Here is a 26,818-nt window from a genome sequence, read left to right as displayed (position 1 = left end):
CCTGCACGGCCTCCACGCCGGGCAGCCGCACCCGCCTTCGGCCGGGTCAGTCCGCTATGGCGTAGCCCGCGGCGCGCAGCGCCCGGTGCACCTCGGCGCAGTGCTCCGGGCCCTTGGTCTCCAGATGGACCTCCACCTCCGCCTCGGTGGGCCCCAGGCGCGGGGCCGTGCGGCGGTGGCTGACGTCGAGGACGTTGGCGTCCATCTCGGAGAGGACCGACAGGAGGGTGGCGAGGGAGCCCGGGCGGTCGTCGAGGCGGACGCGGACCGCGAAGTAGCGGCCCTGCACCGTCATGCCGTGCCGTAGGACGCCCTGGAGCAGCACCGGGTCCACGTTGCCCCCGGAGAGGACCGCCACCACCGGGCCCCGGAACGACCTCGGGTCGGCGAGCAGGGCGGCGACCGGGCTCGCGCCGGCCGGCTCCACCACCAGCTTGGCGCGCTCCAGACAGTGCAGCAGCGCCGCCGACAGCTGGTCCTCGCCGACCGTGCGCACCTCGTCGACCAGCTCGCTGACCAGGGCGAACGGCACCTCACCCGGCCGGCCCACCTTGATGCCGTCGGCCATCGTCACCGGCCGGGGCACCGCCACCGGATGACCCGCCGCGAGCGAGGGCGGGTAGGCGGCCGCGCCCTCGGCCTGCACGCCCACGATCCTGACGTCCGGGCGCAGCGACTTCACCGCGACCGCTATGCCGGCGGCCAGCCCTCCGCCGCCGACGCCGACCACGATCGTGCGGACCTCGGGACACTGCTCGAGGATCTCCAGCCCGACCGTGCCCTGCCCCGTGATCACGTCGGGGTGGTCGAAGGGGTGGATGAAGACCGCGCCGGTCTCCTCGGCGTGCGCGATCGCCGCGGCCATGGTCTCGTCGACCACCTGGCCGTGGAGTATGACCTCCGCGCCGTACTCCCTGGTCGCGCTGATCTTCGGCAGCGGGGCGCCCTTCGGCATGAAGACCGTCGCCTTCACGCCGAGCAGCGAGGCGGCCAGGGCGACGCCCTGCGCGTGGTTGCCCGCGCTGGCGGCCACCACGCCGGCCGCGCGCTCCTCAGGGAGCAGGCCGGCGATCCGGATGTAGGCGCCGCGCAGCTTGAACGACCCGGTGCGCTGAAGGTTCTCGCACTTCAGGAGCACCGGGGAGCCCACCAGCCGGGACAGGTACCTGCTGCCCTCCAGGCCGGTGACCCGCGCGATGCCGGAGAGCATCTTCTGGGCGCCGCGGACGTCGTCGAGGGTGACGGGAGACGGAGCCGCGGATGTGCGGTGATTCATGGGGCCAGTCTCGCAGGGAGAACTCGCGCGCCACCTGCCCTGTGGAAAACCGCGGCCGGTCGTGCCCAAGGCCTGACGCTCCGGGGGCGGGTTTTCCACAGGCTCATTACGCACCGGTGCGAGTCCGCGTAGCCTGTCCCCCATTACCGGCCCAGATCGAAGTGAGCTTCCGGCCATGCCCACTGCACCCGACATCTCGACGGAGTCGACGGACGTGACGACCACCGACGACGACGGTCTCCTCGAGTCGCTCCAGTATCAGATGGCCCTGTTCGCGCGCCGCGCCGAGCAGACCCGGCTGGGGGCAGTCGGACGGCTGCGCGACTCGATGGACCGTGCGGCGTACCTGCTTCTCCACCGCCTCGAACAGGAAGGCCCGATGGGGGTCAAGGCGCTGGCCGCCGGGATGGGCATCGACTCCTCCACGGTCACCCGTCAGGTGGCGCCCCTGGTCGAGGCCGGCCTGGTCCGGCGGACCTCGCACCCCGAGGACGGCCGTGCCGTCGTGCTCGACCTGTCGCCCCGCGGGCGCGGGCGGCTGGAGGAGGTCCGTGCGTCCCGCCGGCAGTTGATGGCGGAGCTGACCGAGGACTGGTCGGAGGAGGAGCGGGACTCCTTCTGCGGGCTGCTGACGCGGATGAACGACGCGCTGTCGGAACGGATGGCGGGGCAGGCGGGCGGTGCCGGGGGCGTGCGGGGGGCGGCGGAGCCTTCCGGCTCCTGAGCCCGACGGGTCCGGCCGGTCCCGAAGATCCCGAAAGTCCCAAAGGTTCCGAAGGTCCGAAGGTTCCTGAGGCCGCCACATCGCGGGGGCGGTTCCTGACGGGTGGGTGACCGGAGGAGGGGGCGGGTGTGACGGCTCTCGGAGTCGGCGAGGAGTGGGGCGAGGAGGAGTTCCGGGCCTTCGCCGCGGCGTCCGGGGGACGGCTGCTGCGCACGGCCTTGCTGTTCACCGCCGAGGATCCACGGGACTGCCCGTTGGCGCGGCGGCTGCTGGTGGAGGCGCTGGCGCGGACCTATGCCCGGTGGGGGCGGATCGACGGGGAGGACCCGTACGACCTCGCTCGGGTCGAGCTCACGCGGGGGTGTCTGCGGCGGATCCGCTTCCGGCGAGGTGTGCGGGAGGGGCGGCGCGGGCGGGGCGGCGGCGTTTCGCCCGGTCCCGGTGGTGACCTCGGGCCGTTGGTCCAGCTGCGGCCGCTCGTCCGGATGGTGCTGGTGCTGCGGCTCCACGAGGGGATCGACGCGGAGCGCGCGGGGGTGCTGCTGGGGATCACGGCCGGTCGGGTCGATGCCCTGACGACGCGTGCGACCAGGGGGTTCGCGGCGGGGGCGGGACCGCAGTGCGAGGCAGCGGCGCGGCGCGCGCTGGGGGCGGTGCGGTTGCCCGCGGTGCCGGTGGGGGTGCCGGAGCGGGCCGTCACGGAGGGGCGGCGGGTGCGAGGGCGCGTGTGGGTGGTGCGGGGGGTGGGAGTGGTGGGGGTGCTGCTCGGAGTCGGCGTGCTGATCGCTGTGGCCCTGGGGGAGGGCGGCTGGGGCTAGGGGGTGGTGGCGCGGGGTTCCGCCCGGGCGGCGGGCTGTTCACCGGGCCCGAGACTTCCCTGTGCCCGAGACTTCCCCGGAGCCGGGCGGGCCCGCCCCCGGGAAGGGAGACGGGCCCGGTGGACTTCCCCCGATCCGTCCCCTCCCCGGAGACCGAACCGCCGCGGTGAGAGCCGCGCGTGCGCACGTGAGGCCTGCGCCCACCCGTGCCGCGCCGGCGGCACGACTGCCCGCAGAAGTGCCCGCAGAAGTGAGGGGCGTCCGCGGGATGGCTGACCCTAGGCCTAGGCCTGGTCCAAGGCCTGGCGGAGGTCCTCGACGAGGTCTTCGGCGTTCTCGATGCCGACGGACAGGCGCACGAGGTCCGCGGGGACCTCGAGGGCGGAGCCCGCGGCGGAGGCGTGGGTCATGCGGCCCGGGTGCTCGATCAGGGACTCCACACCGCCCAGGGACTCGCCCAGGGTGAAGACCTTGGCGCGGTCGCAGACCGCCACGGCGGCCTCCTCGCCGCCGGCGACCTGGAAGGACACCATGCCGCCGAACGCCCGCATCTGCTTGGCGGCGACCTCGTGTCCCGGGTGCTCCGGCAGGCCCGGGTACAGGACCTTCGTCACCTTGGGGTGACGGCTCAGCATGTCGACGACCTTCGCCGCGTTCTCCGAGTGACGGTCCATGCGGACCGCCAGCGTCTTCGTGCCGCGCAGCACCAGCCAGGAGTCGAACGGGCCGGACACCGCGCCCATGGCGTTCTGGTGGTAGGCCAGCTCCTCGCCCAGCTCCTGGTCGGCGGTGATCAGCGCGCCGCCGACCACGTCGGAGTGGCCGCCCATGTACTTGGTGAGGGAGTGCACCACCACGTCCGCGCCGAGCGCCAGCGGCTGCTGGAGGTACGGCGTGGCGAAGGTGTTGTCGACGACCAGACGGGCCCCGCCGGCGTGGGCGATCTGCGCGGCGGCGGCGATGTCGGTGATGCCCAGGAGCGGGTTGGAGGGGGTCTCCACCCAGACGGCCTTGGTCTTCGGGGTCATCGCGGCGCGCAGCGCCTCCGGGTCGCTGCTGTCGGCGACCGACCACTCCACGCCCCAGCGGGAGACGACCTTCGCGAACAGGCGGAACGTGCCGCCGTAGGCGTCGTTGGGGATGACCACGTGGTCGCCCGGCGCGAGCAGCGTGCGCAGCAGGCAGTCCTCGGCGGCGAGGCCGGAGGCGAAGGCGAGACCCCGGCGGCCGCCCTCGAGCGCGGCGAGGTTCTCCTCCAGGGCGCTGCGGGTGGGGTTGGCGCTGCGGCTGTACTCGTAACCGCCGCGCAGGCCGCCGACGCCGTCCTGCTTGTACGTGGAGACCTGGTAGATGGGGGGAACGACGGCGCCGGTCAGGGGATCGGCGGTGTTGCCCGCGTGGATCGCCAGCGTCTCGAAGTGCTCGCTGAAGTGGGTGTCACTCATGTGCACCGAGCGTAACGGGTCGCGGGCGAGGACCTCGTCGCGGTGACGGCGTGTGGGCCGTGTGGGGCGGTACGGGGAAGTGCGGGGCCTTGTGGGACCGACGGACGGTGCCCGCCCGCCACTGTGCGTGCCACCCCCGCCCGCCACCGCGCCCGCCGCCGTGCGCGCCGCGGCGGGCGGCGAACCCGCGGCGGGGCGGGCGGCGAACCCGCGGCGGGGGAGCCCACCCGTGCCGCCCAGTCCGGCGCGCGGCGGAGGGCAGGCGAACCTAGGCTCGGAGGCGGACGACTGTCGTCGAGCGGGGCCGGAGGCGGTATGCCGGGGGCCATTCGGGCGGAAGGGCTGGTCAAGACCTTCGGGGACGTGCGGGCGCTGGACGGCGTCGATCTGGACGTTCCCGAGGGGACCGTGCTGGGGCTGCTCGGCCCCAACGGCGCGGGGAAGACGACCGCCGTGCGGTGCCTGACGACGCTGTTGCGCCCGGACGCCGGGCACGCCGTCGTCGCCGGGATCGACGTGCTGAAGGACCCCGACGCGGTGCGGCACAACATCGGGCTGTCGGGTCAGTTCGCCGCCGTGGACGAGTACCTCACCGGGCGGGAGAACCTGGTGATGGTGGGCCGGCTCTACCAGATGGGCCGCCGCGCGGCGAAGGTCCGGGCGAACGAACTGCTGGAGCAGTTCCACCTCACCGACGCCGCCGACCGGATCACCAAGAACTACTCCGGCGGTATGCGCCGCCGCCTGGACCTGGCCGCGGCGCTGGTGGTGCGGCCGCCGGTGATGTTCATGGACGAGCCGACCACCGGCCTGGACCCGCGTAACCGGCTCCAGCTGTGGGACGTGATCAAGGACCTGGTCTCCGGCGGCACGACGTTGCTGCTGACCACCCAGTACCTGGAGGAGGCGGACCACCTCGCCCACGACATCGCGGTGGTCGACCACGGCAAGGTGATCGCCCGCGGCACCTCCGACGAGCTGAAGTCCCGCACCGGCGGGGAACGCATCGAGGTCATCGTCCGCGCCCGGGAGCTGATGCCGGAGGCCGCCACGGTGCTGACCGGGTACGGGGTGGGCGAACTCGCCGTCGAGGACCACACCCGCAAGCTGACCGTCCCGGTGAGCGGCGGCCCCAAGCTGCTGGCCGAGGTGATCCGCGAGCTCGACGCGCGGGGCATCGAGATGGACGACGTCGGGCTGCGGCGCCCGACGCTGGACGACGTGTTCCTCTCGCTGACCGGCCACATGGCCGAGGCGGCCGGGACCGAGGAGGCAAACGGATGAGCGCCGTCACCGGGACCGAGGGACGCCGGCCCGTCACGAGCCGCGGCGGGCGGGTGCGGCAGTCGTGGCGTGACTCCGTGATCGTGGCGCAGCGCAACCTGATCCGGATGACCAGGATTCCCGAGATCGTGCTCTTCGGGCTCATCCAGCCGGTCATGTTCGTGGTGCTGTTCACCTACGTGTTCGGCGGATCCCTGAAGGTCGGCGGCTCGACGAGCTCCGAGGCCTACAAGAACTTCCTGATGGCCGGCATCTTCGCGCAGACCGTCACCTTCTCGACCGCCGGCGCGGGCGCGGGCATCGCCGAGGACATGCACAAGGGGCTGATCGACCGGTTCCGCGCCCTGCCGATGGCCCGCGGGGCGGTGCTCACCGGGCGGACGCTGGCCGACCTGGTGCAGACCGCGCTGACCGTGATGATCCTTGCCGCGGTCGCCCTGCTGCTGGGCTGGCGGGTCGGGACGAACGGCGACACCGACCCGCTCCGGGTGGCCGCCGGGTTCGGGCTGCTGCTGCTCTGCGGCTACGCGTTCACCTGGATCGGCGCGCTGATCGGCCTCTCGGTGCGCAGCCCGGAGGCGGCCACCAACGGCGGGCTGATCTGGCTCTTCCCCGTCACCTTCATCTCCAACGCGTTCGTCGACCCGGCCAACATGACGCCCTGGCTGCGGCACATCGCCGAATGGAACCCGTTCAGCGCGATCGTGCAGGCGTGCCGTGTGCTGTGGGCCAACCCGGGGCAGTCCACCTCGGACGCGTGGCCGATGCAGCACCCGGTGTGGGCGTCGCTGATCTACTCGGTGGCGATCATCGTGCTCTTCCGGACGCTGTCCGTGCGCAAGTACCGGTCCGCCACCGTCTGACGCGTCCGCGACGCACGGCGGGAGGCGGCGGCACACGGCGGGAGACACGCGAGGACCCCCGGGCTCGGCGCCCGGGGGTCCTCCTCGTTCCGGTTCCGTGTCCTGCGCGGGGACCGCGCGGCACGCCTGCGGCGGCTCAGCCCTTGTAGGGCTCGGCCTTCAGGATGCGCACGGAGGCCTTCTTGCCGTTGGGCAGCTCGTACTCCGCGTCCTCACCGATCGAGTGGCCGATCACGCCGCGGCCGAGCGGGGACTGCGGGGAGTACGTCTCGATGTCCTCGCTGGCGTACTCCCGGGAGGCGAGCAGGAAGGTCAGGGTGTCGTCCTCGTCGCCGTCGAAGGCGACCGTGACGAGCATGCCCGGAGCGACCTCGCCGTCGGCGGCCGGTGCCTCGCCGACCTGCGCCGACTCCAGCAGCTGCTGGAGTTGCCGCACCCGGAGCTCCTGCTTGCCCTGCTCCTCCTTGGCGGCGTGGTAGCCGCCGTTCTCCCGCAGATCGCCCTCTTCGCGCGCGGCCGCGATCTTGGCGGCGATTTCGGTGCGCGCAGGACCAGTAAGGTACGCAAGCTCGTCCTTGAGCTTGTTGTACGCCTCCTGGGTGAGCCAGGTGACGTTCTCGCTGGTCTGGGTCACAGGTGCTCCTCGTCCGTACTGGAAATACAAAGCAACGCCCTACCCAGAAGAATGGTCCCTCATGGGTGGGCGAAACCACGAGCCTAACAATCGCGCCGCGAAAGTGGGAGAAGAAATGCCAGGCGGCCGGCGGTCCGCGGCCGCCCGGCCGGTGCGGCGGTCCGGCAGCTCAGCCGGTGTGGCAGCCCAGCAGCTCGGCGGTGGTGCCGCGGCTGGTGGTGCGCAGGGTGACCGTCTTGTGGACGCGGGTGGAGTCCTCGTCGAACCGGAAGTCGGCGCGGCCGACCTCGGCGCCGGTCTCCGCCTGGGAGCGGACCGTGCAGTAACCGGTGACGCCCTCGTCCTTGAAGACCTCCAGCTCGACCCGGACGGAGTCCTCGGCGGTCTTGAAGGTGATCATCTGACCGCTGATCTCGCTGCCGCCGACGTGGTAGAAGCCGAACCAGGCGACGACGGCGATCAGCACGGCCCCGAGGACCGAGCCCACGATCTTCAGCGTGCGGTCGGCGCGGCGGTCCGCCTCCGCGTCCGCGGCACGGCCGTAACGGCCGGCGGGCGGCCGGGAGCCCGTGGGCTGCCCGGTGGGCCGGCCCTCGGACTGCTGGGCATTCGCCGTGCTCATGATCGGTCCTCTCGGGCGGGGGCGGAGCGTCCTGTCCGGACCCCGGAATCAATCGTCCCCCGATTCCGTCACTATAGAAGGCGCGGATGGTACCCACGCCCACCGGGGACCGCTCGCGCACGCGTGTGCGCCGCCCGGGCGCCGACCGATCTCTGAGGATTGAGCCTTGACCGAGCAGCTGCGACTGATGGCAGTCCACGCCCACCCCGACGACGAGTCGAGCAAGGGCGCCGCCACCATGGCGATGTACGTGTCCGAGGGCGTCGACGTCCTCGTGGTGACCTGCACCGGTGGTGAGCGCGGTTCCATCCTGAACCCGAAGCTCCAGGGCGACCCGTACATCGAGGAGAACATCCACGAGGTCCGCCGCAAGGAGATGGACGCCGCGCGGGAGATCCTGGGGATCAAGCAGGCGTGGCTCGGTTTCGTCGACTCCGGCCTGCCGGAGGGCGACCCGCTGCCGCCGCTTCCCGACGGGTGCTTCGCGCTGGAGGACGTCGACAAGGCGGCCGGTGAGCTGGTGCGGCAGATCCGGTCCTTCCGCCCGCAGGTCGTCACCACGTACGACGAGAACGGCGGCTACCCGCACCCCGACCACATCATGACCCACAAGATCACGATGGTGGCCTTCGAGGGTGCGAGCGACCTGGAGAAGTACCCGGAGTCGGAGTACGGGGCCGCCTACCAGCCGGTGAAGCTGTACTACAACCAGGGCTTCAACCGGCCGCGCACGGTCGCGCTGCACGAGGCGATGGAGTCGCGCGGGCTGGAGTCCCCCTACGGGGACTGGCTCAAGCGGTGGGACGAGTTCGAGCGGGTGGAGCGCACGCTCACCACGTTCGTGCCGTGCGGGGAGTTCTTCGAGACGCGGGACCGGGCGCTGATCGCGCACGCCACGCAGATCGACCCCGACGGCGGCTGGTTCCGCATTCCGCTGGACCTCCAGCGGGAGGTCTGGCCCACCGAGGACTACGAGCTCGCGAAGTCGTTGGTGGAGACCTCCATCCCCGAGTCGGACCTCTTCGCAGGGGTCCGGGAGAATGGCTGACATGAGCGCAAGCGCAAGCCTCCTGGTTCTGGCCGCGGAGGAATTCGACGAGAACAAGGTCACGCCCGGTGTGCTGGGGTTCATCGTCTTCGCCGTCATGGCGTTGGCGGTGTGGGGACTGATGAAGTCCATGAACAAGCACATGGAGCGGGCGAAGATGGTGGGCCGCGAGGACGAGGCCGCCGCCTCCGGCGCCGCGTCCGCCTCCGGGACGGCCTCCACCGCCTCGGCGCCCTCCGCCGAGAAGTAGCCGCCGCCCGCCGGTCCCGCCCGACGTGGCGGGACCGGCGGCCACGCGCCACCGACCGCCCCGCCTCCGCGCCCCGCGCGGCGGGGCGGCCGTCGCGTTGGCCTGCCCCCGCCCCGGGCCGGGGGGCACCGCCGCATCCGCAGCGCACGCCCGGGCGGGAGACCGGCCCCGGGCCCGCCCGGCTCCGGCCGCACGCTGCCTGCCGCTGCCCGGTCCCGACGCCGGTTCGGGCCGCCCTACGTCCGTCCGGCCGTGCCGCGTGCCCCTCGCGTCCCCGTGACGATCACGGGTGGCCGGGGCGGTGCCTCAGTTCTGGTCCGTCCGGGTGATCGTCGCGTGGAACAGGTCGGCCATCGCGCGGCCGGCGACGCGCAGCGGTTCCGGGTCGCGGGCGGCCCGGCTGAGCATGAAGGCTCCCTCCAGCATCATGACCAGCGAGGTGGCGAGCGACCTCGCCTCCCGTGGCTCGGGCACCCAGCGGCCGAACCACCCCGCCGCGCCGTCCACCCACTCCCCGAACACGTCCGCCGTCGCGACCCGCAGCACCTCGTCGCTGCTCGCGACCTCCAGGGCGAGCGTGCCGATCGGGCACGCGTCGGCGTAGTCGGCCGCCGCGAGGTCGTCCGCGGCTGCCTCGAAGGCGCGCACGAGGGAGGCGGCAGGGTCCGGCTCGCTCTCCAGTACGGCCAGCACCATGCGGCCGTACTCCGGCCCGGTCGTGCGGATCATGTCCTCGGCCAGTTGCTGCTTGCCGCCGGGGAAGAAGTGGTAGATCGAGCCGAACGGGGCCTGCGCCTCCGCAGCGATCCGCTTGAGTCCGGTGGCCGAGTAGCCGAAGCGGCGGAACAGCGTCGCGGCCGCCCCTTTGATCCGGGTGCGCGTGTCGCGCGTGTCGCGGATGCCGCCACTGTCGGGACGTCCCATTGCTCTCCACTCTCCGCGCATGCAGGATGACAGTAGAACAATCTATCAAGTGGGGGAGGCTGCCATGCCGAGTGTCGAACTGTCGGCCGGACCGGTGGACTACCAGGACACCGGCGGTGAAGGCCCGGTGCTGGTCTTCGGGCACGGCCTGCCGATGAACGAGACCCAGTGGCGCAAGGTGGTCCCGCTGCTGGACGGATACCGCTGCGTCCTTCCCACGCTGCCCCTCGGCGGTCACCGCCGGCCCATGAGGCGGGACGCCGACCTGACCCAGCGCGGAGTCGCCCTGCTCCTCGGCGAGTTCCTCGAACGCCTGGGCCTGGAGGACGTGACCCTGGTCCTGAACGACTGGGGCGGGGGCCAGTTCCTGGTGTCCGAGGGGCGTGCGGAGCGGCTCGCGCGCATGGTGCTGGTGGCCTGCGAGGCCTTCGACAACTTCCCCCCGGGACCGGCCAGGGCGATGGCCCACGTGTGCCGGATTCCCGGCGGCGTCCGGCTCCTGACCCGGCTCATGGGCGTCCGCGCGGTCCGCCGTGCCCGGGGCGGGTACGGCGGGATGAGCCTGCGGGGGATCCCGGACGAGGTCATGGACGACTGGTTCGGCCCGGCCACCCGCAGCAGGGCCGTTCGCCGGGACTTCGCCAAGTTCGCCACCGGGGCGCCCGACCGCGCGACGCTGCTGGACTGGAGCGGGCGGCTGCGCGACTTCGACCGCCCGGTCCTGGTCGTCTGGGCGGCCGAGGACCGGCTGATGCCGCGCGAGCACGGACCCCGGCTGGCCGAGCTCTACCCCCAGGGACGGCTGGTCGAGATCGCCGACTCCTCCACCCTCGTCCCCGAGGACCAGCCCGAACGTCTCGCCGAGGAGATGACCCGCTTCCTCGTCGCGACCGGAGCCTCACCGGTCCGCCCCGCCGGCTGACCGGCCCCGGCCCGACCGCCCCGCACGGGGCCCGGAGCGAACCCCGGCGCCCCAACCCGTGGCCGGGAAGGGGCTGTTCGGGGAGAAGGGGCGGTTTCGGCCCCCCGGGGGGTGGGGGAGGAACACTGGGCGGCTTCGGGGGACGCACGGGGGCGGAACACCTCCCCGGGCCGCCGCAGGCGCACGGCATCGCCACCGGAGGGGGACCGGACATGCGCGACCCGCACCGCCAGGACGCCGAGAACCTGCTCGACCGCACGGTCAAGGAGGAGGCGCGCCGCAGCGGCACGGACCCCGCGGTCCTGCTCACCCGCGCCCGCGCCGCCCTGGACGGCATGGCCCGCGCCGCCGAGCCGGAGTACCAGGCCTACCTGCGCGCCCTGGACGCCGCCCGCGACGCCCACCCCACCTTCGCCCGGCGCTTCGCCCGCGAGGGCGGCGGCCCCACCACCTTCCTGGTGGCCGGGGTGGCCGCCGCGACCGCCACCGTCGCCGACCTCGCCCTCGGCACCGGCGGGGCGGTCGCCCTCGGCGCGGGAATCTCCGTCGGGCTGACCGCCACCGCGACCGCCGTCGTGCGGGTCACCGCCTCGCACGTGCCCGCAGCCCACCACCACGCCGGCGCCGTGCTGCAGCCCGGAGGGCACGAGGCGCTGCGGCTCCAGTGGCTGACCGCACTGGAGTTACGCGGCATCCGGCCCTGGCTGGAGCAGCACCGCCGGCTCGCCGCCCCGCCCCGGACGCCGACCGCGCCGCCCCGGCTGCGCGGCACCGACAAGAGCGCCGCCGCCCGCCGCCGCGCCGTGCTGGAGCGGTCGTTCGACCAGTTACCGCCGGCGGACGCCCCGTTCGCCGGCCGCCGCGAGGAACTGGCCGCCATCCGCCGCTGGGCCCGTGCCGCCCGCGCCGACGCCGACAGCCGCCCCACCGTGGTGGTGCTGCACGGCGCCCTCGGCTCCGGCCGCACCGCGCTGGCCGCCCGCGCCGCCCACGACCTGCGCGACGAGTACCGCGGCGCCTGCCTGGTCGACCTGCGCGGCGACTCCCCCTCCGACCCGCCGCTGCCCACCAGACAGGCCCTGCTCCACCTGCTGAACCGCCTGGGCGCGCCCCGCGAACAGCTCCTGTTCCGCGAGGGCTCGACCCCCGAGCAACAGCTGACCCGCCTCACCGAGCTCTACCGCCGCCACCTGGCCGGACTGCCGGTGATCGTGGTGCTGGACGACGCCTCCGACCCGGAGCAGGTGCGCGCCCTCCTTCCGGAGCGTTCCGAGAGCCTGGTGCTGGTCACCTCCCGCACCCCGCTGGCCCTGCTGCGCGACATGCCTGCCCACTCCCACCAGCTGGCCGTGCAGCCACTGCCGGTGGAGGCCTCCCGGGAGGCCTTGGCCGCCTACACGCCACCCGGCGCCGAACGCGCGCAGGACGACGAGGCCACCGAGCGCGTCCACCGGCTGTGCGGCGGCCTGCCGCTGGCCCTGCGCGTCGCCGGCACCGCCCTCGGCGCCCGCGGCGCGGCCCGGCTCGCCGACGACCTGGGCGCCTACGGCCCGGTCACCCCCGTCCAGCGGGCCCTGTGGCTGCGCTACTCCGACCAGCCCGAGCAGGCCCGCCGCCTGCTGCGGCGGCTCGCGCTGGCCGGCCGGGCCTCGCTCGGCGCGGCGGCCGCCGCCTCGCTGCTGGACACCGACGAGCGGGACGCCTGGCGGCACCTCGCCTCGCTGGCCCGGGCCGGCCTGGTCGAGCCGGTCCGCGGCACCCGCTGCCGGCTGCACGACGTCGTCCGCGCCTTCGCCCAGGAACGCCTCCAGGAGGAGGAGACCCCGGCCGAGCGCACCGCCGCCCAGACCCGGCTGATCACCACCTACGCCGCCCTCGCCGACTCCGTGCTGCGGCTGATCGACGGCAACATCTCCACCCGCACCGGCCTGTCGACCCCGGCCGGCGCGGCCCCGCAGGGCTTCTCCTCCCTCAAGGAGGCGCTGCGCTGGCTGGACGACGAGTCCGCGTTCATCACCGCCGCGCTGCGCAACGCGGACGGCGTGGACAGCTCGGCCGTGCACGCCCTGCTCGGCGCGCTCTGCGACTACTGCCTGCTGCGCGGCGACATGTACCGGCTCGGCGAGATCAACGAGCTGGCCCGGTCCGTCGACGAAGGACTGATGCTCCGCTCGGTGACCTGGCGCACCGGCATCGCCGCCCGGCAGATCGGCGACCTCGACAAGGCGAGGAGCACGCTGTCGTCGCTGGTGGACGACTACCGGGCGTCCGAGCAGGAGGCCGAGGCGGCGCGGGCGATGGGCTCGCTCGGCATCACGCTCCACCACCAGGGCAACCTCCCGGAGGCCGCCGCCAAGCTGCGGGAGGCCGTCAACCTCCAGGGCGCGCCGGAGCTGTCCGCCGACCGGGCGTGGACCCTGCACGCGCTGGGCGCCGTGGAGCGCGACCGGGGGAACCTCGCCGAGGCGCGTCAGCTGCTGCGGCAGTCGCTGGCGCTGCACCGGGCCGCCGAGGCGGTGCACGGAGAGGCGTGGGCCCGCTACCAGTTCGGCCAGCTGGCGCTGCGCGCCGGCGACGTGGAGCGCGGACGCCAGGAGCTGCGGGCCGCGCTCGACGGGTACCGGCGCACCCGGGACACCCGCGGCCAGGCGTGGACCCGCACCCAGCTGGAGCGGGCCCGGCTGGCGGACGGGGAGGCGGCCGCCGCCGTGGAGGGCCTGCGCAAGGCGGTCGCGCTGCACCGTGAGGTGGAGGACCTGCGCGGCGAGGCGTGGACGCTGCACTACCTGGGGCAGGCGCTGGAGGAGACCGGCGACCTCGACGAGGCGGGCCGCGAACTGGAACGCTCCCGCGCGCTGTTCTCCCGGATGCGGGACGTCTACGGGCTGGGCTGGGCCCGCCACCACCTGGCCCGGGTGACGCGCGACCAGCGCGCCGCGCGGGCCGGGTCGCTGCGCAACTCCGGCTTCGCGCGGCAGCTGCTGGTGGACGCGCGGGCCGACTTCCGGCGTGCCGGGGTGGTGCACGGGGAGGCGTGGAGCTGCGTGGAGCTCGCGGTGATCGACGCGGGCAACTCGCGCGAGGAACGGGCGCTCGCGCTGTGCGACGAGGCGGTGGAGCTGGCGGCCGCCTGCGGCGACGTCCGGGCGGAGGGCTGGGCGCGGTTCCTGCGCTGCACGCTGCTGCCGTACGCCGCGGCGGACGGCGCCACGGTGGCCCAGCGGGAGCTGGCCGAGCTGCTCCCCACGGTGAAGGACCCCCGGCTGGCCGACTGCGCGGCCACCTGGGAGCTCTACCTGCGCCGCGGCCTCCCGCCCGGCGAGGCGTGGGCGGCCTGGCGCCTGGGCCTCACCCCCACCCGCGCCGCCCGCGAGATCCTGGGCTGAGGCCCCGAGGCCCCGAGGCCCCGAGGCCCCGAGGCCCCGAGGCCCGGGAGCGGCCCGGGAAGGCCCGGGAGGACCAGGCCCGGGAGGCGTGCGAGGCCCGGGAGGCGTGCGAGGTCCGGGAAACGCGGGAGCGGCCCGGGAGGCGTGCGAGGCCCGGGAGTGCCCCGCGGGCTCGCCGCGGTCCGCAAACGGCCGCGGCCGGCCAGGGCGACGTCGCAGGTCAGGGCATACGTCGGGGCGGCCGGCCGCGGGGTGCGGGGGAGCAGGGTCAGCCGAGGCGGCGGACCAGGGACTCGTACTGGTCCCACAGCTCCTTCGGCGTGTGGTCACCGAAGGTGTTGAGGTGGTCGGGCACCAGGGCGGCCTCCTGCTTCCAGACGTCCTTGTCGACGCTCAGCAGCAGGTCGAGGTCCTCCTCCGGCATGTCCAGGCCCTCGGTGTCGAAGGACGCCTTCGCCGGCAGGATGCCGATGGGCGTCTCGACGCCCTCCGCCTTGCCGTCGAGCCGGTCGACGATCCACTTCAGCACGCGGCTGTTCTCGCCGAACCCGGGCCACACGAAGCGGCCGGCCTCGTCCTTGCGGAACCAGTTGACGTAGTAGATCTTCGGCAGCTTGGACTGGTTCTCGCCGGCGGCCTTGCCGACCTCGATCCAGTGGGCCATGTAGTCGCCCATGTTGTAGCCGCAGAACGGCAGCATGGCGAACGGGTCGCGGCGCAGCTCGCCGACCTTGCCCTCGGCGGCGGCCGTCTTCTCGCTGGCCACGTTGGCGCCGAGGAAGACGCCGTGGTTCCAGTCGAAGGACTCGGTGACCAGCGGCACCGCGCTGGCGCGGCGGCCGCCGAAGAGGATCGCGGAGATCGGGACGCCCTTGGGGTCCTCCCACTCCGGCGCGATGATCGGGCACTGCGCGGCCGGGACGGTGAACCGGGCGTTCGGGTGGGCGGCGGGCGTGCCGGACTCCGGCGTCCAGTCGTTGCCCTTCCAGTCCGTGAGGTGGGCCGGGGGCTCCTCGGTCATGCCCTCCCACCAGACGTCGCCGTCGTCGGTGAGCGCCACGTTGGTGAAGACCGCGTTGCCCCAGAGGGTCTTCATCGCGTTGGCGTTGGTGTGCTCGCCGGTGCCGGGGGCGACGCCGAAGAAGCCGGCCTCCGGGTTGATGGCGTACAGCCGGCCGTCCTCGCCGAAGCGCATCCAGGCGATGTCGTCGCCGATGGTCTCCACCGTCCAGCCGCGGACCGTGGGCTCCAGCATCGCCAGGTTCGTCTTGCCGCAGGCGCTCGGGAACGCGGCGGCCACGTACTTGGACTCGCCCCGCGGCGGCGTGAGCTTGAGGATCAGCATGTGCTCGGCGAGCCAGCCCTCGTCGCGCGCCATCACGGAGGCGATGCGCAGGGCGTAGCACTTCTTGCCGAGCAGCGCGTTGCCGCCGTAGCCCGAGCCGTAGGACCAGATCTCACGGCTCTCGGGGAAGTGCGAGATGTACTTCGTCGAGTTGCAGGGCCACGGCACGTCCTGCTCGCCCGGCTCCAGCGGGGCGCCGAGGGTGTGGACGGCCTTCACGAAGAAGCCGTCGTCGCCCAGCTCGTCCAGCACCGGGCGACCCATCCGGGTCATGGTGCGCATCGAGACGGCCACGTACGCCGAGTCGGTGATCTCCACGCCGATGGCGGAGAGGTCGGAGCCCAGCGGGCCCATGCAGAAGGGGACGACGTACATCGTCCGGCCGCGCATCGAGCCGCGGAAGATACCGCCCTGCCCGTCCGTGCCCCGGAAGACCTCCCGCATCTCGGCGGGGGCCTTCCAGTGGTTGGTCGGACCGGCGTCCTGCTCGCGCTCGGAGCAGATGAACGTGCGGTCCTCGACCCGGGCGACGTCGGTGGGGTCGGAGGCCGCGTAGTACGAGTTCGGGCGCTTGACCGGGTCCAGCCGCTTGAAGGTGCCCTTGCCGACGAGCTCCTCGCACAGCCGGTCGTACTCGGCCTCCGAGCCGTCGCACCAGACCACCCTGTCGGGCTGCGTCAGTTCGGCGATCTCGTTGACCCACGAGACCAGTTCACGGTGCTTGGTGGGGGGTTCTTCCGTCGCGTCGGTGGGGACGGACGGGGGAGCCTCGATGTCGCGCGCCACGAATTGCTCCTAATCAGGGTTGCTGCGGCTGGTCTTGCCCGGGACGTGGGTGGTGCCCTTTTGGTGCGTTTCGACCGCCCCGGATGATTGCGGGTGCTCATTCGCGGCAGGTCTCACTCATATGATCTTCGAGGAAGAGTGCCCATCTGTCCAGGGGGGCGCACACCTGAGCGGCGTGAGCAACCTCACTGATTGTGGCGTTCGGGCGCGGGGAAAGGCACACTTGGCTGATCACGGGTCCCTCCGTGACCTGGGCACTCACCTGTGACTTACGGTCCCGTAGGTACGATGATTGACATGAGCGCACCCTCACTTCCGGAGCAGATCTCGCAGGAGATCAAGCCCCGGCTGCGCGGCTGGCTGCATCTGGGGATGTTCCCGGCAGCTCTGATCGCCGGACTCGTCCTGACCGCTCTCGCCGACTCCACCCGGGGACGGATCGCCTGCGGGGTCTACACCCTCACGGCATGTCTTCTCTTCGGTGTGAGCGCCCTCTACCACCGGGGCGACTGGTCCCCCCGAATGGACGGCGTACTGCGCCGACTGGACCACGCCAACATCTTCCTGATCATCGCCGGCACCTACACGCCGCTGACGATCCTGCTGCTGCCGGACGCCCAGGGCCGGTGGCTGCTGTGGGGCATCTGGGCCGCCGCGGTGGCGGGCATTCTCTTCCGGGTCTTCTGGGTCGGCGCGCCCCGCTGGCTCTACACGCCCTGCTACATCGCGATGGGCTGGGCCGCGGTCTTCTTCCTGCCGGACTTCATGCGCTCCGGCGGCGTCGCGGTCCTGGTGTGCGTGGTGATCGGCGGGGTGCTCTACAGCGTGGGCGGCGTGATCTACGCCATGAAGAAGCCGAACCCGTCGCCGCGGTACTTCGGGTTCCACGAGGTCTTCCACGCGTTCACGCTGGCGGCGTTCATCGCCCACTACGTCGGCATCTCGCTGGTCGCCTACACGAAGGCGTAGTCCGCGCGCCGTGGACCGTGCGCCCGGGAGGGCCGGAAATCGCTCCGGTCCGCCCGGGCGCACGTGTCATTCTGGCCGCATGGTCGGCAGTGCGAGCACAGGCGCGGGAACGGGTGCGGGAACGGGTGCGGGCGCCGCGGGCGCCGGAGCGGGCGCGGGGGCCGGAGCGGGGGCGGGGGTGACGGGGATCCACGTGCGCGTCGCGCCGGAGCTGCGGCTCTTCGTGCGCGCCGGGGAGGCGACGGCGCGGGTCGACGGGGTGTCGACGCTGGGGCACGTCGTGGAGTCGTTGGGGGTGCCGCTGACCGAGGTCGGAGAGCTGTTGGTCGACGGCCGGACGGTGCCGGTCTCGCACCATCCGACGGCGGGGGAGAGCGTGGAGGTCCGCGCGGTGCGGCCGCCGCAGCTCACGCCGGGGGCGCCGGAGGTGCCGCTGCGGTTCCTGCTCGACGTCCACCTGGGGACGCTGGCACGGCGGCTGCGGCTGCTGGGCGTCGACGTCGCCTACGAGTCGACCGACATCGGCGACCCCGCCCTGGCCACGCGGTCCGCCGCCGAGCGCCGGGTCCTGCTCAGCCGGGACCGCGGGCTGCTGCGGCGGCGCGAGATCTGGGCGGGCGCGTACGTCTACAGCACCCGGCCCGAGGAGCAGCTGGGCGAGGTCCTGCGCCGGTTCGCCCCGCGGCTGCGGCCGTGGACCCGGTGCACCGCGTGCAACGGGGAGCTGCGGTCCGCCACCAAGACGGACGTCGCCGACCGGCTGGAGGCCGGGACGTCGCGGTCCTACGAGGTGTTCGCCGAGTGCGCGGGGTGCGGGCGGGTGTACTGGAAGGGCGCGCACCACCAGCAGCTGGTCGACATCGTCGACCGCGCCGTCGCCGAGCACGGCCCCGGCACGTCCTGACTCGCCCCGCATGACCTCGCGCCAGGTCTCGGCCCGCACGGCGGCCGGCCGTGCGGTCGTGCGGTCGGTTGACCGCCCCCGGGGCCCGGGACCTGTGTCGCCGGCGATCGTGCCGACGACCCTCGAACCCTGCGCCGGGGCCGACCTCCCTCGGCTCCTGCCGGGGCGACCGGCGCACCCGCGCCCCCGGGATCAGGCCTGGGGGGCGTTGAGCACCTGGGCGAGGTGGGAGGGGTCGGTGGTGGGGGCGTCGCAGGTGAAGTGGCGGCAGACGTACGCGGCGGGCGCGCCGCCCACCAGCGGCCGGTCGGCCAGCAGCGGGAACTCGTCGCCGCCCTCCGCGCCGACCGCCACCACCGCGCCCGGCGCCGTGCCGAGCAGCGCGGTCCGGTGCAGCGCGCGCGTCGCCTCGTCGTCCCGCGGGCCGACCAGGGCCACCTCGCGCGGACCGTCGATGCCCGCCTCGGCCACCGCGAGGCCCCAGCCGATGAAGCGCGGGACCCGCCGGGCCAGCAGCCGCACCACGCCCAGCGCCCGCTCCGCCGCCGTGCGGTGCGCGTCGGAACCGGTGTGCGCCGCGTAGGACAGCATCGCCCCGGCCGCGGCCGTCCAGCCGGAGGGCGCCGCGTTGTCGGTGGGGTCCTGCGGGCGCCGGAACAGCCGCTCGGCGTCCGCCGCCGTGTCGTACAGCGTCCCGGTCTCCTCGTCGGTGAACCGCTCCCGCACGTGCCCGAGCAGCAGCCCGGCGAAGTCCAGCCAGACGCCCTCCCCGGTGACCCCGGCCAGGGTGATCAGGCCCTCGGCGACGTCGCCGTAGTCCTCCAGCACGCCCGCGTTGGCGCCCGCCCGGCCGTCCCGGCTGGTCCGGGTCAGCCCGGCGTGCTCGTCCATGTGGACCCGCACCAGCAGGTCCGCCGCGGCCACCGCCGCCTCCACCAGGTCCGGCCGGGCGAAGTACGCGCCGGTCTCCGCGAGCGCGGCGACCGCCAGCCCGTTCCACGCCGCGACCACCTTGTCGTCCCGGCCGGGAGCCGGCCGCCGGGTACGGGCCTCGGCGAGCCGGCGACGGATCGAGGCGACGCGGTCGGCGTCGAAGACGGCGTCCTGCTGCGGCAGCCGCAGCACCGAGGCGCCCTCCTCGAAGGTGCCCTCCTCGGTCACGCCGAAGACGCGGGCGGCCAGTTCGCCGTCCTCCTCGCCGAGCACCTCGGTCAGCTGTTCCGGCGTCCAGACGTAGTACGCGCCCTCCACGTGACGGCCCGCGCCGTCGTCGCTGTCCGCGTCCAGCGCGGAGGCGAACCCGCCCTCGGCGGTGCGCAGCTCGCGCACCATGAAGTCGGCGGTCTCCAGCGCCACCCGGCGGGCCAGGTCCGAGCCGGTGGCCCGCCACAGGTGGGCGTAGACCCGGCAGAGCAGCGCGTTGTCGTAGAGCATCTTCTCGAAGTGCGGCACGACCCAGTCCCGGTCCACCGAGTACCGGGCGAAGCCGCCGCCGAGCTGGTCGTAGATGCCGCCGCGCGCCATCCGCTCGCAGGTGTCGGCGGCCATCTGCAGCGCGCCCTCCGAGCCGGTGCGGGCGTGGTGGCGCAGCAGGAACTCCAGCACCATGGACGGCGGGAACTTGGGCGCGCCCCCGAACCCGCCGCGCACCGCGTCGTATTCGCGGGTCAGCCCCAGCAGGGCCGCCGCCATGTCCTCCTCGCCGGGCGCCGCGTCGCCCGCGTCACCGAACGGCATGACCCGCCCCGACAGGTCCTGCACGATCTTCCCGGCGACCTCGGTGACCTCGTCGCGCCGCTCCGCCCAGGCGGCGTGCACGCCCTGCAACACCTGGAGGAAACCGGGCTGGCCGTGCCGGGGCTCGGGCGGGAAGTACGTGCCGAAGTAGAACGGCTCGGCGTCCGGGGTGAGGAAGACCGTCATCGGCCAGCCGCCCTGCCCGGTGGCCGCCTGCACCGCCTCCATGTACACGGCGTCCACGTCCGGCCGCTCCTCGCGGTCGACCTTCACGGGCACGAAGTGCTCGTTGAGGTAGGCGGCGACCGTCTCGTCCTCGAAGCTCTCGTGCGCCATCACATGGCACCAGTGGCAGCTGCTGTACCCGACGCTGAGCAGCAGCGGGACGTCCCGCCGGCGGGCCTCCTCGAAGGCGGCGGGCTGCCACTCCCGCCAGTCGACCGGGTTGTCGGCGTGCTGGAGGAGATAGGGGGACGTGGCCTGCGCGAGTCGGTTTGCCATGCCCCCATCCTTGCGCACGCCACACGACGGGGGGCGGCACGGCCGCGCGGACCGAGGCGGTGCGCAGGACACGCCGGCGCCTACGGCGTGAGCGACGTGACCCTCGCGGGCGAAGCCCCGCACGGGAGCGCCGAGGCCCGGGCCGCGGGACAGGTGTCGTGGCACCCGGCCCGCGCCGCTTCGTGGCAGGCGCGGACCGGGGCCGCTCGGGGGAGCCCTCAGCAGGGGCTGAGGGGACGCGCGGCGGCCTCGGCGTGGGCCTCCATGCGCTGGGCGGCGAGGATGGCCGCCCGGGTGTCGGCACGGGACGCGGCGACCACCAGCGCCCGGCCGGCGAGGTCGTGCGCCCGGCGGTGCAGGGCGGTGACCCGCGCCCGGTGCCCGTCCCGCGCCGACGGGCCGGGGAACGCCGCGCGCGCCGGGGCTGAGCCGCCGCGCAGCCGGGCCACCTGCTGGGCCAGCTGTTCGGCCGCCTCGTCCAGATCGGCGCACGGCGCCAGGGCCCGGAGCTCGTCGGTCACCGCGAGCAGCGCGGCCAGGTGGCCGGCCAGCTGGAACTCCAGCTCCGCCTCGCGTGACCTGCGGGGAATGTCCGTGCCGGGGCCGGCCATGGTGTGGACCGACTTGCTGCGGATCGGTTCGTACATGGGGAGGCCTCCTGCGCTCTGACAGGAAGCCATCCTACATTGGAACGAGTCTAAAATTGTGTCGAGTCCCAGCTCGGCGCGGCGTGTCGGACCCGCCGACGGACCGCCCGGGCCGCCCGTCGCTCAGTTCTGGCGGTAGGTCTCCAGGAACCGTCCGATGCGCCCGATCGCGTCCCGCAGATCGGTGACCGAGGGCAGCGTGACGATCCGGAAGTGGTCGGTGTCGGGCCAGTTGAAGCCGGTGCCCTGCACCACCATGATCTTTTCCCGGCGCAGCAGGTCCAGGACCATCCGCCGGTCGTCCTTGATCGGGTAGACCTTCGGGTCCAGCCGGGGGAAGAGGTAGAGCGCGCCCTTCGGCTTGACGCAGCTCACGCCCGGGATCTGCGTCAGCAGCTCGTGGGCGACGTCGCGCTGCTCGCGCAGCCGGCCGCCCGGGAGCACCAGGTCCTGGATCGTCTGCCGGCCGCTGAGCGCGGCGACCACGCCGTGCTGTCCGGGCATGTTGGCGCACAGACGCATGTTGGCGAGGATGTTGAGGCCCTCGATGTAGGAGTCCGCGTGCGCCTTGGGGCCGGAGATCGACATCCAGCCCACCCGGTAGCCCGCCACCCGGTACGACTTCGACATGCCGTTGAAGGTGAGCGTCAGCAGGTCCGGGGCGATCGCCGCCGTCGGGGTGTGGGTGGCGTCCTCGTAGAGGATCTTGTCGTAGATCTCGTCCGAGCAGACCAGCAGGTTGTGGCGGCGCGCGATGTCCGTGAGCCCGCGCAGCAGGTCGTCGCTGTAGACGGCGCCGGTCGGGTTGTTCGGGTTGATGATCACGATCGCCTTGGTGCGGTCGGTGATCTTGGCCTCGATGTCGGCCAGGTCCGGCATCCAGTCGGCCTGCTCGTCGCAGACGTAGTGGACCGGGGTGCCGCCGGACAGGGCCACGGCCGCCGTCCACAGCGGGTAGTCCGGGGCGGGGACCAGCACCTCGTCGCCGTTGTCCAGCAGGCCCTGCATGGCCATCACGATCAGCTCGGACACGCCGTTGCCGACGAAGACGTGCTCGACGTCGGTCTCGATGCCGAGCGTCTGGTTGTGCATCACCACCGCGCGGCGGGCGGCCAGCAGGCCCTTGGCGTCGCCGTAGCCGTGCGCCGAGCCGACGTTGCGCAGTATGTCCTCGAGGATCTCCGGCGGGCACTCGAACCCGAAGGCGGCCGGGTTGCCGGTGTTCAGCTTGAGGATGCGGTGACCGGCGGCCTCCAGCCGGGTCGCCTCCTCGAGCACCGGGCCCCGGATCTCGTAACAGACGTTGGCGAGCTTGGACGACTGGATCACCTGCATGACGTGAGCCTACGGGGATACGTCCCGGGTCGCCTCGTGTTCTCCGACACGTCCGGACGTCCCGCGCGGGGGAGGCCGGGGGGACGGTTCGCCCCTGTTCGCGGTGTGCGGGGACCCGTCCGGCGGTCCGTGCGGGCGGGATGGGGGACTCCGGGTGTGTTCTGCGCCACGCCTGTCTTTACAATTCGCACCCATGTCCATCACCCCAGAACACGGGCCGGGCGCACACGATGCGCCGGAGCCGCCGGCGGTACCTCCGACCGAGGTGCCCGCCCCCTCCGTGTGGCCTGCCGCGGGCGACGCGGAGGCCACCCGTGAGCTGCCGCCGGTGCGGGGTGACCGCCCGGACGGTGAGGACGAGGCGGCCACGCGTGAGCTGCCGGTGACGCCCGGCGGCCCGGGACCGCACGGCGCCCGGCCGCCCGCGCCCGGCGCCCACGCCGCGCCCGAAGGGCCCGCCGCGCCCGGTGGGCCCGCCGGATACACGGCTCCCGGTGGGCACGAGGTCCTCGGGGGGCCCGGCGGCTCGTACGGGTATCCGTCGGCGGGGTACGCCGGTGAGGCCTCCGGGAGCGGTGCGCACGGGTATCCGGGCCACGGCGTGTACGCCGATTCCGCCGCGTACGGGGCGGCCTCGGCCGCCGCCGACTTCGACGACTTCGCGTCCTACGGCGCCTACGGGGCGGCCGCCGGACACGGAAGCCAGGCCGGATACGACGGGCAGACCGGACTCGGCGGGCAGGCCGGGCGGACGGGGGCGGCGCCGGCCGGCCGGGCCGCGGCGCGGGAGGCCGCCCGGGCGGCGGAGCGGGAGGGTGCGCGCACCCGCCGCGTGCGCAGCCGCCAGATGCTGCTGGCCACCGGCGCGGGCGTCGTCGGGCTCGGGGCGCTGACGGTGCTGGGGTTCGCGCTGTCCTCCGGTTCCGAGGAGCCGTCCCGCGGCGGCAACGGCCCCAACGCGCCGGGGCTCTCGGTGGGCGACATGGCCGATCCCGGGCTGATGCCGTCCGTGGAGGCGTCGAAGCCTCCCGCCACGGTCACGCCCAGTGCGGCGCCGTCGAGGACCGCGTCCCCGACCCCCACCCCCTCGGCCACCCGGACGGCTTCGCCCACGCCCACCAGGGAGCCGGTGAAGGAGACGACGTCCGCGCCCGCCTCGCCCACGACGGGATGGCCGGGTTACGACGACAACGACGACGGCGACGGCCGCGGCAACGGCTGGGGCAACAGCACCCGCCGCCCCCGCTAGGACGCACCGCCGGGCAGGAAGCACCGCCGGGCGTCGCGCGCGGCGACGCGGCAGCCCCGCACGCGGCAACGCGGGAGCCTCACCCCCACGCCCGCGCCCGCCGCGTCAGCCGCGGGGGCGGCCCGCGCGCACCGAGCGGCCGGCCAGGACGTCCGTGCGGCGGCCGTCGTCGACGGCGAGGCGGCCGTCCACCAGGACGTAGGGGATGCCGGCCGGCGGTGTCCGGGGCGCCGCGAAGGTGGCGCCCTCGGCGACGGTCGCGGGGTCGAAGAGGACCAGGTCGGCCCGGTGGCCCTCGCGGACCAGGCCCCGGTCCGGCAGGCCGAGCCGCGCGGCCGGCCGCCCGGTGAGGTGCGCGACGCACTCCTCCAGCGTCAGCACGCCCAGCTCCCGCACGTACCTGCCGAGGTACCGGGGAAAGGTGCCGTACGCCCGGGGGTGCGGCTTGGTGCCGTGCAGGATGCCGTCGGAGCCCCCGGTGTGCGCCCGATGCCGCATCAGCGCGCGGACGTTCTCCTCGTGACCGACGTGCTGGAGGACGGACGTGCCGAGCCGGTCCGCCAGCAGCAGGCGGCGGGCCTCCTCCCAGGGCGAGGACCCCGAGCCGGACGCCAGCTCCGCCACCGTCCGCCCCACCCGCCCGGTCAGCGCGGGGTCGACCACCCCGGAGATCTCCACGGTGTCCCACTCCACCGGAACGCCGTGGCAGCCGTCCGAGCCGGACACCTCCAGGACGTGCCGGATCCGCTCCGCGACCGCGTCGTCCCGCAGCCGCTCCAGGATGGCGGCGGGGCCGCCCTCGCTCGCCCACCCGGGCAGCAGCGCGGCCAGCGTGGTGGCGCCCGGGGTATAGGGGTAGGTGTCCAGCGTCAGGTCGCGGCCGGCGTCCAGCGCCTCGTCCAGCAGGGCCTCCAGCTCGCCGTGACGCCCCTCGTTCTCCGAGAAGTTGAGCGTCGCGTGGGCCAGGTGCAGGGCGCAGCCCGCCTCCTGGGCGATGACGATCACCTCCTGGTACGCCGCCAGGGCCCCGGCCCCGTACGAGCGGTGGTGCGGGCACCAGTAGCCGCCCGCCCGGGCGACCACCCGGCACAGCTCGGTCAGCTCCCCGGCGCCGGCGTACATGCCGGGCGGGTAGGTGAGCCCGGACGACATGCCCACCGCCCCCTCGCGCAGCCCGGCCGCCACCAGCTCGCGCATCCGGTCCAGCTCCGCCTCCGAGGGCGGGCGGTTCTCCCAGCCCATCGCCAGCATCCGGACGGTGCCCTGCGGCACCAGGTACGCGGCGTTCACCGCGATGCCCTCGCCGTCGACACCCCGGTCCAGCCGGTCCAGGTACTCGCCCACCGACCGCCAGTCGAAGTCGACGTCCTCGCCCGGACCGTTCCAGCCGGCCACCGCCTGCCGCACCTCGGCCAGCGTGCGGTCGTCGACGGGCGCGTAGGAGAGCCCGTCCTGACCCACGACCTCCAGGGTGACGCCCTGCGCGAGCTTCGCCGAGTGGTCCGGGTCGGTGAGCAGCGCCAGGTCGCTGTGGGAGTGCATGTCCACGAAGCCGGGCGCCAGGGCCAGGCCCTCCGCGTCCAGCATCCGGGTGCCGACCGGGCGCTGGCACCCGGCCGCGGCCGCCTCACGGACGATCTGCACGACGCGGCCGTCCTTGACCGCCACGTCGGCCCGGTAGGACGGGCCCCCGGTGCCGTCCACCACCTCGGCGTCCTGAACGACCAGATCGGCCAGATGCACGGCGGCCCCCACTTCGCTGGGCGGACGGCCGCGGAGCCGTCCGTCGGAAGATCCCTCAGAAGATCCGTCAGAAGAACGTACGGATGTAGTCCACCACCGTGCCGTCCGCCTCGACCAGAGGGATCAGCTGCCATTTGTCGAAGACGGTGCACGGGTGCGACAGCCCCATGCCCACCCAGTCGCCGACCTCCAGGTCCGCGCCGGGCCCGGTCTCCAGCCAGGCGTGCTGGTCGGACAGCCGGGTGACGGCGATGCCCTCGGCCGGACGCTCGACGTCGCCGCGGCGCACCACCTGCGCCTCCGGCATGCCCAGGTCGTACGCGGCGTCCCGCTTGCCCGCGTTGAGGAACGCCTGCTCGCCGGTGGGACGGGAGACGACCTGCGCCCACAGCCGGAACGCCGGCTCCAGCGCGCCCTCCTCGGGAACGCGGACGAACGGCGTGATCGACCGGTAGTGGCCGTCGTCGTGCGAGACGTACGCGCCCGAGCGCAGCAGCTTCAACGGGGGCCGGCTGAGCCCCGGCAGACGGGTGAAGACCTCGGCGACCGTGTCGAACCAGGCGCTGCCGCCCGCGCTGACCACGATCTCCTCCAGGCCGGTACCGGTGAACAGCCCCGCCTTGTCCAGCCTTGCCGCCAGCTCCACCAGCCGCACCAGCCAGGCGCGCACCCGCTCCTCGGTGGCGTCCGGGACCTCGCCCTCGTAGCCCGCCACGCCCGCCAGCCGCAGCGACGGCGCCGCGGCCACCGCCTCGGCGACGGCCAGGCAGTCGGCCTCGGTCCGCGCCCCGGTCCGCGCGCCGTCCCCGGCGGCCAGCTCCACCACCACGTCCACCGGGCGCCCGCCCACCGGCCGCAGGGCCGCGTCCATCAGCTCGACGCCGCGCACCGAGTCGGCGTAACAGATGAAGCGGAACGCCGGGTCGGCGGTCAGCTCGGCGGCGACCCAGCGCAGCGCGGCCGGGTCGACCAGCTCGTTGGCGAGGAAAATCCGCCGCACCCCGAAGGCCCGGGCCACCCGCACCTGGTGCGGCACCGCCAGCGTGATGCCCCACGCGCCGTGCTCCAGTTGCTGCCGGAACAGCTGCGGGGCCATCGTCGTCTTGCCGTGCGGGGCGAACGCCAGGCCGTGACGCTCGGTGTACGACTCCATGAGCCGCAGGTTGTGGCGCAGGCGCTCGGCGGACAGCGTCAGCACGGGGGTGGTGAACCCGCCGGTGAACAGATTCCGCCGCTGCGCCGCCAGCTCGCCCACGGTCAGACCGTCCGCGTCGAGCGGCAGACCCTTGAACCGGTGGTCGATCCGCTCCCCGGAAAGACGGGTGACGGCATCCGCGGACATTCGGGCCTCCTGTGCGCTGCGGGATCCGGGCTGTTTCACTTTCCCATGATCGGGACCCCGTCCA

22 protein-coding genes are annotated in these 26,818 nt (G+C 73.9%); 11 read left to right on the top strand and 11 right to left on the bottom strand.

Annotated elements, in window-relative coordinates:
* Window positions 1-46 precede the first annotated feature (46 nt).
* Complete coding sequence (gene ilvA / locus ABT026_RS23415; protein ID WP_351117046.1) at window positions 47-1,276, bottom strand: threonine ammonia-lyase; 1,230 nt, start codon at window positions 1,274-1,276, stop codon at window positions 47-49.
* Window positions 1,277-1,451: 175 nt separating this feature from the next.
* Here ilvA and ABT026_RS23410 point away from each other — a divergent pair, with 175 nt between their 5' ends.
* A complete protein-coding gene (locus ABT026_RS23410; RefSeq protein ID WP_351117045.1) occupies window positions 1,452-2,000 on the top strand; it encodes a MarR family winged helix-turn-helix transcriptional regulator in 549 nt (182 codons plus the stop codon).
* A gap of 128 nt (window positions 2,001-2,128) precedes the next feature.
* On the top strand, window positions 2,129-2,818 hold the full coding sequence (locus ABT026_RS23405; RefSeq protein ID WP_351117043.1) for a SigE family RNA polymerase sigma factor: 690 nt from the start codon (window positions 2,129-2,131) through the stop codon (window positions 2,816-2,818).
* A 284-nt stretch (window positions 2,819-3,102) separates the two neighbouring features.
* On the opposite strand, the gene ABT026_RS23400 is transcribed toward ABT026_RS23405, so the two are convergent.
* Window positions 3,103-4,263, bottom strand: coding sequence for a cystathionine gamma-synthase (locus ABT026_RS23400; protein WP_351117041.1), 1,161 nt, complete (start codon window positions 4,261-4,263; stop codon window positions 3,103-3,105).
* Window positions 4,264-4,578: 315 nt separating this feature from the next.
* On the opposite strand from ABT026_RS23400, the gene ABT026_RS23395 reads away from it, so the two are divergent.
* Both ABT026_RS23395 and ABT026_RS23390 read left to right on the top strand, forming a co-directional pair.
* Entirely contained in the window at window positions 4,579-5,547 is a 969-nt protein-coding gene (locus ABT026_RS23395) for an ATP-binding cassette domain-containing protein (RefSeq protein ID WP_351117039.1), read from the top strand.
* The gene (locus ABT026_RS23390; protein WP_351117038.1) at window positions 5,544-6,410 is read left to right on the top strand and encodes an ABC transporter permease; all 867 of its coding nucleotides are present in this window, start codon (window positions 5,544-5,546) and stop codon (window positions 6,408-6,410) included. The genes ABT026_RS23395 and ABT026_RS23390 overlap by 4 nt, the downstream gene beginning before the upstream one ends.
* Before the next feature lie 136 nt (window positions 6,411-6,546).
* Here ABT026_RS23390 and greA read toward each other — a convergent pair whose 3' ends face one another.
* Window positions 6,547-7,044, bottom strand: coding sequence for a transcription elongation factor GreA (gene greA, locus ABT026_RS23385; protein ID WP_351117036.1), 498 nt, complete (start codon window positions 7,042-7,044; stop codon window positions 6,547-6,549).
* Between the two features lie 169 nt (window positions 7,045-7,213).
* Window positions 7,214-7,666 carry a DUF4307 domain-containing protein gene (locus ABT026_RS23380; protein WP_351117034.1) on the bottom strand — a complete coding sequence of 151 codons (453 nt, stop codon included), beginning with the start codon at window positions 7,664-7,666 and terminating at the stop codon, window positions 7,214-7,216.
* Between the two features lie 166 nt (window positions 7,667-7,832).
* On the opposite strand from ABT026_RS23380, the gene mca reads away from it, so the two are divergent.
* Together mca and ABT026_RS23370 are read left to right on the top strand one after the other, a co-directional pair.
* On the top strand, window positions 7,833-8,714 hold the full coding sequence (gene mca, locus ABT026_RS23375) for a mycothiol conjugate amidase Mca (RefSeq protein ID WP_351117032.1): 882 nt from the start codon (window positions 7,833-7,835) through the stop codon (window positions 8,712-8,714).
* The gene (locus ABT026_RS23370; RefSeq protein WP_351117030.1) at window positions 8,707-8,964 is read left to right on the top strand and encodes a hypothetical protein; all 258 of its coding nucleotides are present in this window, start codon (window positions 8,707-8,709) and stop codon (window positions 8,962-8,964) included. Before mca ends, ABT026_RS23370 begins: the two co-directional genes overlap by 8 nt.
* A 306-nt stretch (window positions 8,965-9,270) precedes the next feature.
* On the opposite strand, the gene ABT026_RS23365 is transcribed toward ABT026_RS23370, so the two are convergent.
* The gene (locus tag ABT026_RS23365; protein ID WP_351117028.1) at window positions 9,271-9,888 is read right to left on the bottom strand and encodes a TetR/AcrR family transcriptional regulator; all 618 of its coding nucleotides are present in this window, start codon (window positions 9,886-9,888) and stop codon (window positions 9,271-9,273) included.
* Window positions 9,889-9,952: 64 nt separating this feature from the next.
* Between ABT026_RS23365 and ABT026_RS23360 the strand changes: the two genes are divergently transcribed.
* Both ABT026_RS23360 and ABT026_RS23355 read left to right on the top strand, forming a co-directional pair.
* Entirely contained in the window at window positions 9,953-10,810 is an 858-nt protein-coding gene (locus ABT026_RS23360; protein WP_351117026.1) for an alpha/beta fold hydrolase, read from the top strand.
* Between the two features lie 212 nt (window positions 10,811-11,022).
* Window positions 11,023-14,196 (top strand): tetratricopeptide repeat protein, encoded by a 3,174-nt coding sequence (locus tag ABT026_RS23355; protein ID WP_351117024.1) that lies wholly within the window; start codon window positions 11,023-11,025, stop codon window positions 14,194-14,196.
* Between the two features lie 268 nt (window positions 14,197-14,464).
* On the opposite strand, the gene ABT026_RS23350 is transcribed toward ABT026_RS23355, so the two are convergent.
* On the bottom strand, window positions 14,465-16,327 hold the full coding sequence (locus ABT026_RS23350) for a phosphoenolpyruvate carboxykinase (GTP) (RefSeq protein WP_351117023.1): 1,863 nt from the start codon (window positions 16,325-16,327) through the stop codon (window positions 14,465-14,467).
* Between the two features lie 288 nt (window positions 16,328-16,615).
* Here ABT026_RS23350 and trhA point away from each other — a divergent pair, with 288 nt between their 5' ends.
* Window positions 16,616-17,296 carry a PAQR family membrane homeostasis protein TrhA gene (gene trhA, locus ABT026_RS23345; RefSeq protein ID WP_502968037.1) on the top strand — a complete coding sequence of 227 codons (681 nt, stop codon included), beginning with the start codon at window positions 16,616-16,618 and terminating at the stop codon, window positions 17,294-17,296.
* Between the two features lie 178 nt (window positions 17,297-17,474).
* Window positions 17,475-18,200, top strand: a complete 726-nt coding sequence (locus ABT026_RS23340; RefSeq protein ID WP_351117019.1) for a Mut7-C RNAse domain-containing protein — start codon at window positions 17,475-17,477, stop codon at window positions 18,198-18,200.
* A 192-nt stretch (window positions 18,201-18,392) separates the two neighbouring features.
* Here the strand turns inward: ABT026_RS23340 and ABT026_RS23335 are convergent, their stop codons facing one another.
* The 3 genes from ABT026_RS23335 to ABT026_RS23325 all read right to left on the bottom strand — a co-directional run bounded on the left by ABT026_RS23335 (window position 18,393) and on the right by ABT026_RS23325 (window position 22,420).
* On the bottom strand, window positions 18,393-20,438 hold the full coding sequence (locus tag ABT026_RS23335; RefSeq protein ID WP_351117018.1) for a thioredoxin domain-containing protein: 2,046 nt from the start codon (window positions 20,436-20,438) through the stop codon (window positions 18,393-18,395).
* Between the two features lie 218 nt (window positions 20,439-20,656).
* On the bottom strand, window positions 20,657-21,085 hold the full coding sequence (locus ABT026_RS23330) for an SCO4983 family protein (protein WP_351117016.1): 429 nt from the start codon (window positions 21,083-21,085) through the stop codon (window positions 20,657-20,659).
* Window positions 21,086-21,208: 123 nt separating this feature from the next.
* On the bottom strand, window positions 21,209-22,420 hold the full coding sequence (locus tag ABT026_RS23325; RefSeq protein WP_351117014.1) for a pyridoxal phosphate-dependent aminotransferase: 1,212 nt from the start codon (window positions 22,418-22,420) through the stop codon (window positions 21,209-21,211).
* 193 nt (window positions 22,421-22,613) lie between these two features.
* Between ABT026_RS23325 and ABT026_RS23320 the strand changes: the two genes are divergently transcribed.
* Entirely contained in the window at window positions 22,614-23,669 is a 1,056-nt protein-coding gene (locus ABT026_RS23320; RefSeq protein ID WP_351117012.1) for a hypothetical protein, read from the top strand.
* Between the two features lie 105 nt (window positions 23,670-23,774).
* On the opposite strand, the gene ABT026_RS23315 is transcribed toward ABT026_RS23320, so the two are convergent.
* The gene (locus ABT026_RS23315; protein ID WP_502968036.1) at window positions 23,775-25,412 is read right to left on the bottom strand and encodes an N-acyl-D-amino-acid deacylase family protein; all 1,638 of its coding nucleotides are present in this window, start codon (window positions 25,410-25,412) and stop codon (window positions 23,775-23,777) included.
* A 67-nt stretch (window positions 25,413-25,479) separates the two neighbouring features.
* A complete protein-coding gene (locus ABT026_RS23310) occupies window positions 25,480-26,754 on the bottom strand; it encodes an amino acid deaminase (RefSeq protein ID WP_351117010.1) in 1,275 nt (424 codons plus the stop codon).
* Between the last annotated feature and the right edge of the window lie 64 nt (window positions 26,755-26,818).

It is taken from the genome of Streptomyces sp. NPDC002734, assembly GCF_040295685.1.
Taxonomy (GTDB): Bacteria; Actinomycetota; Actinomycetes; order Streptomycetales; family Streptomycetaceae; genus Streptomyces.
Note: the sequence above shows the minus strand (reverse complement) of the source record. Positions and strands in the feature narration are given on the sequence as shown.

What these genes read in the sequence shown, in the direction of transcription:
- ilvA (WP_351117046.1), bottom strand. Translation starts at nt 1,276, where the DNA reads ATGAATCACCGCACATCCGCGGCTCCGTCTCCCGTCACCCTCGACGAC.
- ABT026_RS23410 (WP_351117045.1), top strand. Translation starts at nt 1,452, where the DNA reads ATGCCCACTGCACCCGACATCTCGACGGAGTCGACGGACGTGACGACC.
- ABT026_RS23400 (WP_351117041.1), bottom strand. Translation starts at nt 4,263, where the DNA reads ATGAGTGACACCCACTTCAGCGAGCACTTCGAGACGCTGGCGATCCAC.
- ABT026_RS23395 (WP_351117039.1), top strand. Translation starts at nt 4,579, where the DNA reads ATGCCGGGGGCCATTCGGGCGGAAGGGCTGGTCAAGACCTTCGGGGAC.
- ABT026_RS23390 (WP_351117038.1), top strand. Translation starts at nt 5,544, where the DNA reads ATGAGCGCCGTCACCGGGACCGAGGGACGCCGGCCCGTCACGAGCCGC.
- ABT026_RS23380 (WP_351117034.1), bottom strand. Translation starts at nt 7,666, where the DNA reads ATGAGCACGGCGAATGCCCAGCAGTCCGAGGGCCGGCCCACCGGGCAG.
- ABT026_RS23370 (WP_351117030.1), top strand. Translation starts at nt 8,707, where the DNA reads ATGGCTGACATGAGCGCAAGCGCAAGCCTCCTGGTTCTGGCCGCGGAG.
- ABT026_RS23365 (WP_351117028.1), bottom strand. Translation starts at nt 9,888, where the DNA reads ATGGGACGTCCCGACAGTGGCGGCATCCGCGACACGCGCGACACGCGC.
- ABT026_RS23360 (WP_351117026.1), top strand. Translation starts at nt 9,953, where the DNA reads ATGCCGAGTGTCGAACTGTCGGCCGGACCGGTGGACTACCAGGACACC.
- ABT026_RS23355 (WP_351117024.1), top strand. Translation starts at nt 11,023, where the DNA reads ATGCGCGACCCGCACCGCCAGGACGCCGAGAACCTGCTCGACCGCACG.
- trhA (WP_502968037.1), top strand. Translation starts at nt 16,616, where the DNA reads ATGATTGACATGAGCGCACCCTCACTTCCGGAGCAGATCTCGCAGGAG.
- ABT026_RS23335 (WP_351117018.1), bottom strand. Translation starts at nt 20,438, where the DNA reads ATGGCAAACCGACTCGCGCAGGCCACGTCCCCCTATCTCCTCCAGCAC.
- ABT026_RS23330 (WP_351117016.1), bottom strand. Translation starts at nt 21,085, where the DNA reads ATGTACGAACCGATCCGCAGCAAGTCGGTCCACACCATGGCCGGCCCC.
- ABT026_RS23325 (WP_351117014.1), bottom strand. Translation starts at nt 22,420, where the DNA reads ATGCAGGTGATCCAGTCGTCCAAGCTCGCCAACGTCTGTTACGAGATC.
- ABT026_RS23320 (WP_351117012.1), top strand. Translation starts at nt 22,614, where the DNA reads ATGTCCATCACCCCAGAACACGGGCCGGGCGCACACGATGCGCCGGAG.
- ABT026_RS23310 (WP_351117010.1), bottom strand. Translation starts at nt 26,754, where the DNA reads ATGTCCGCGGATGCCGTCACCCGTCTTTCCGGGGAGCGGATCGACCAC.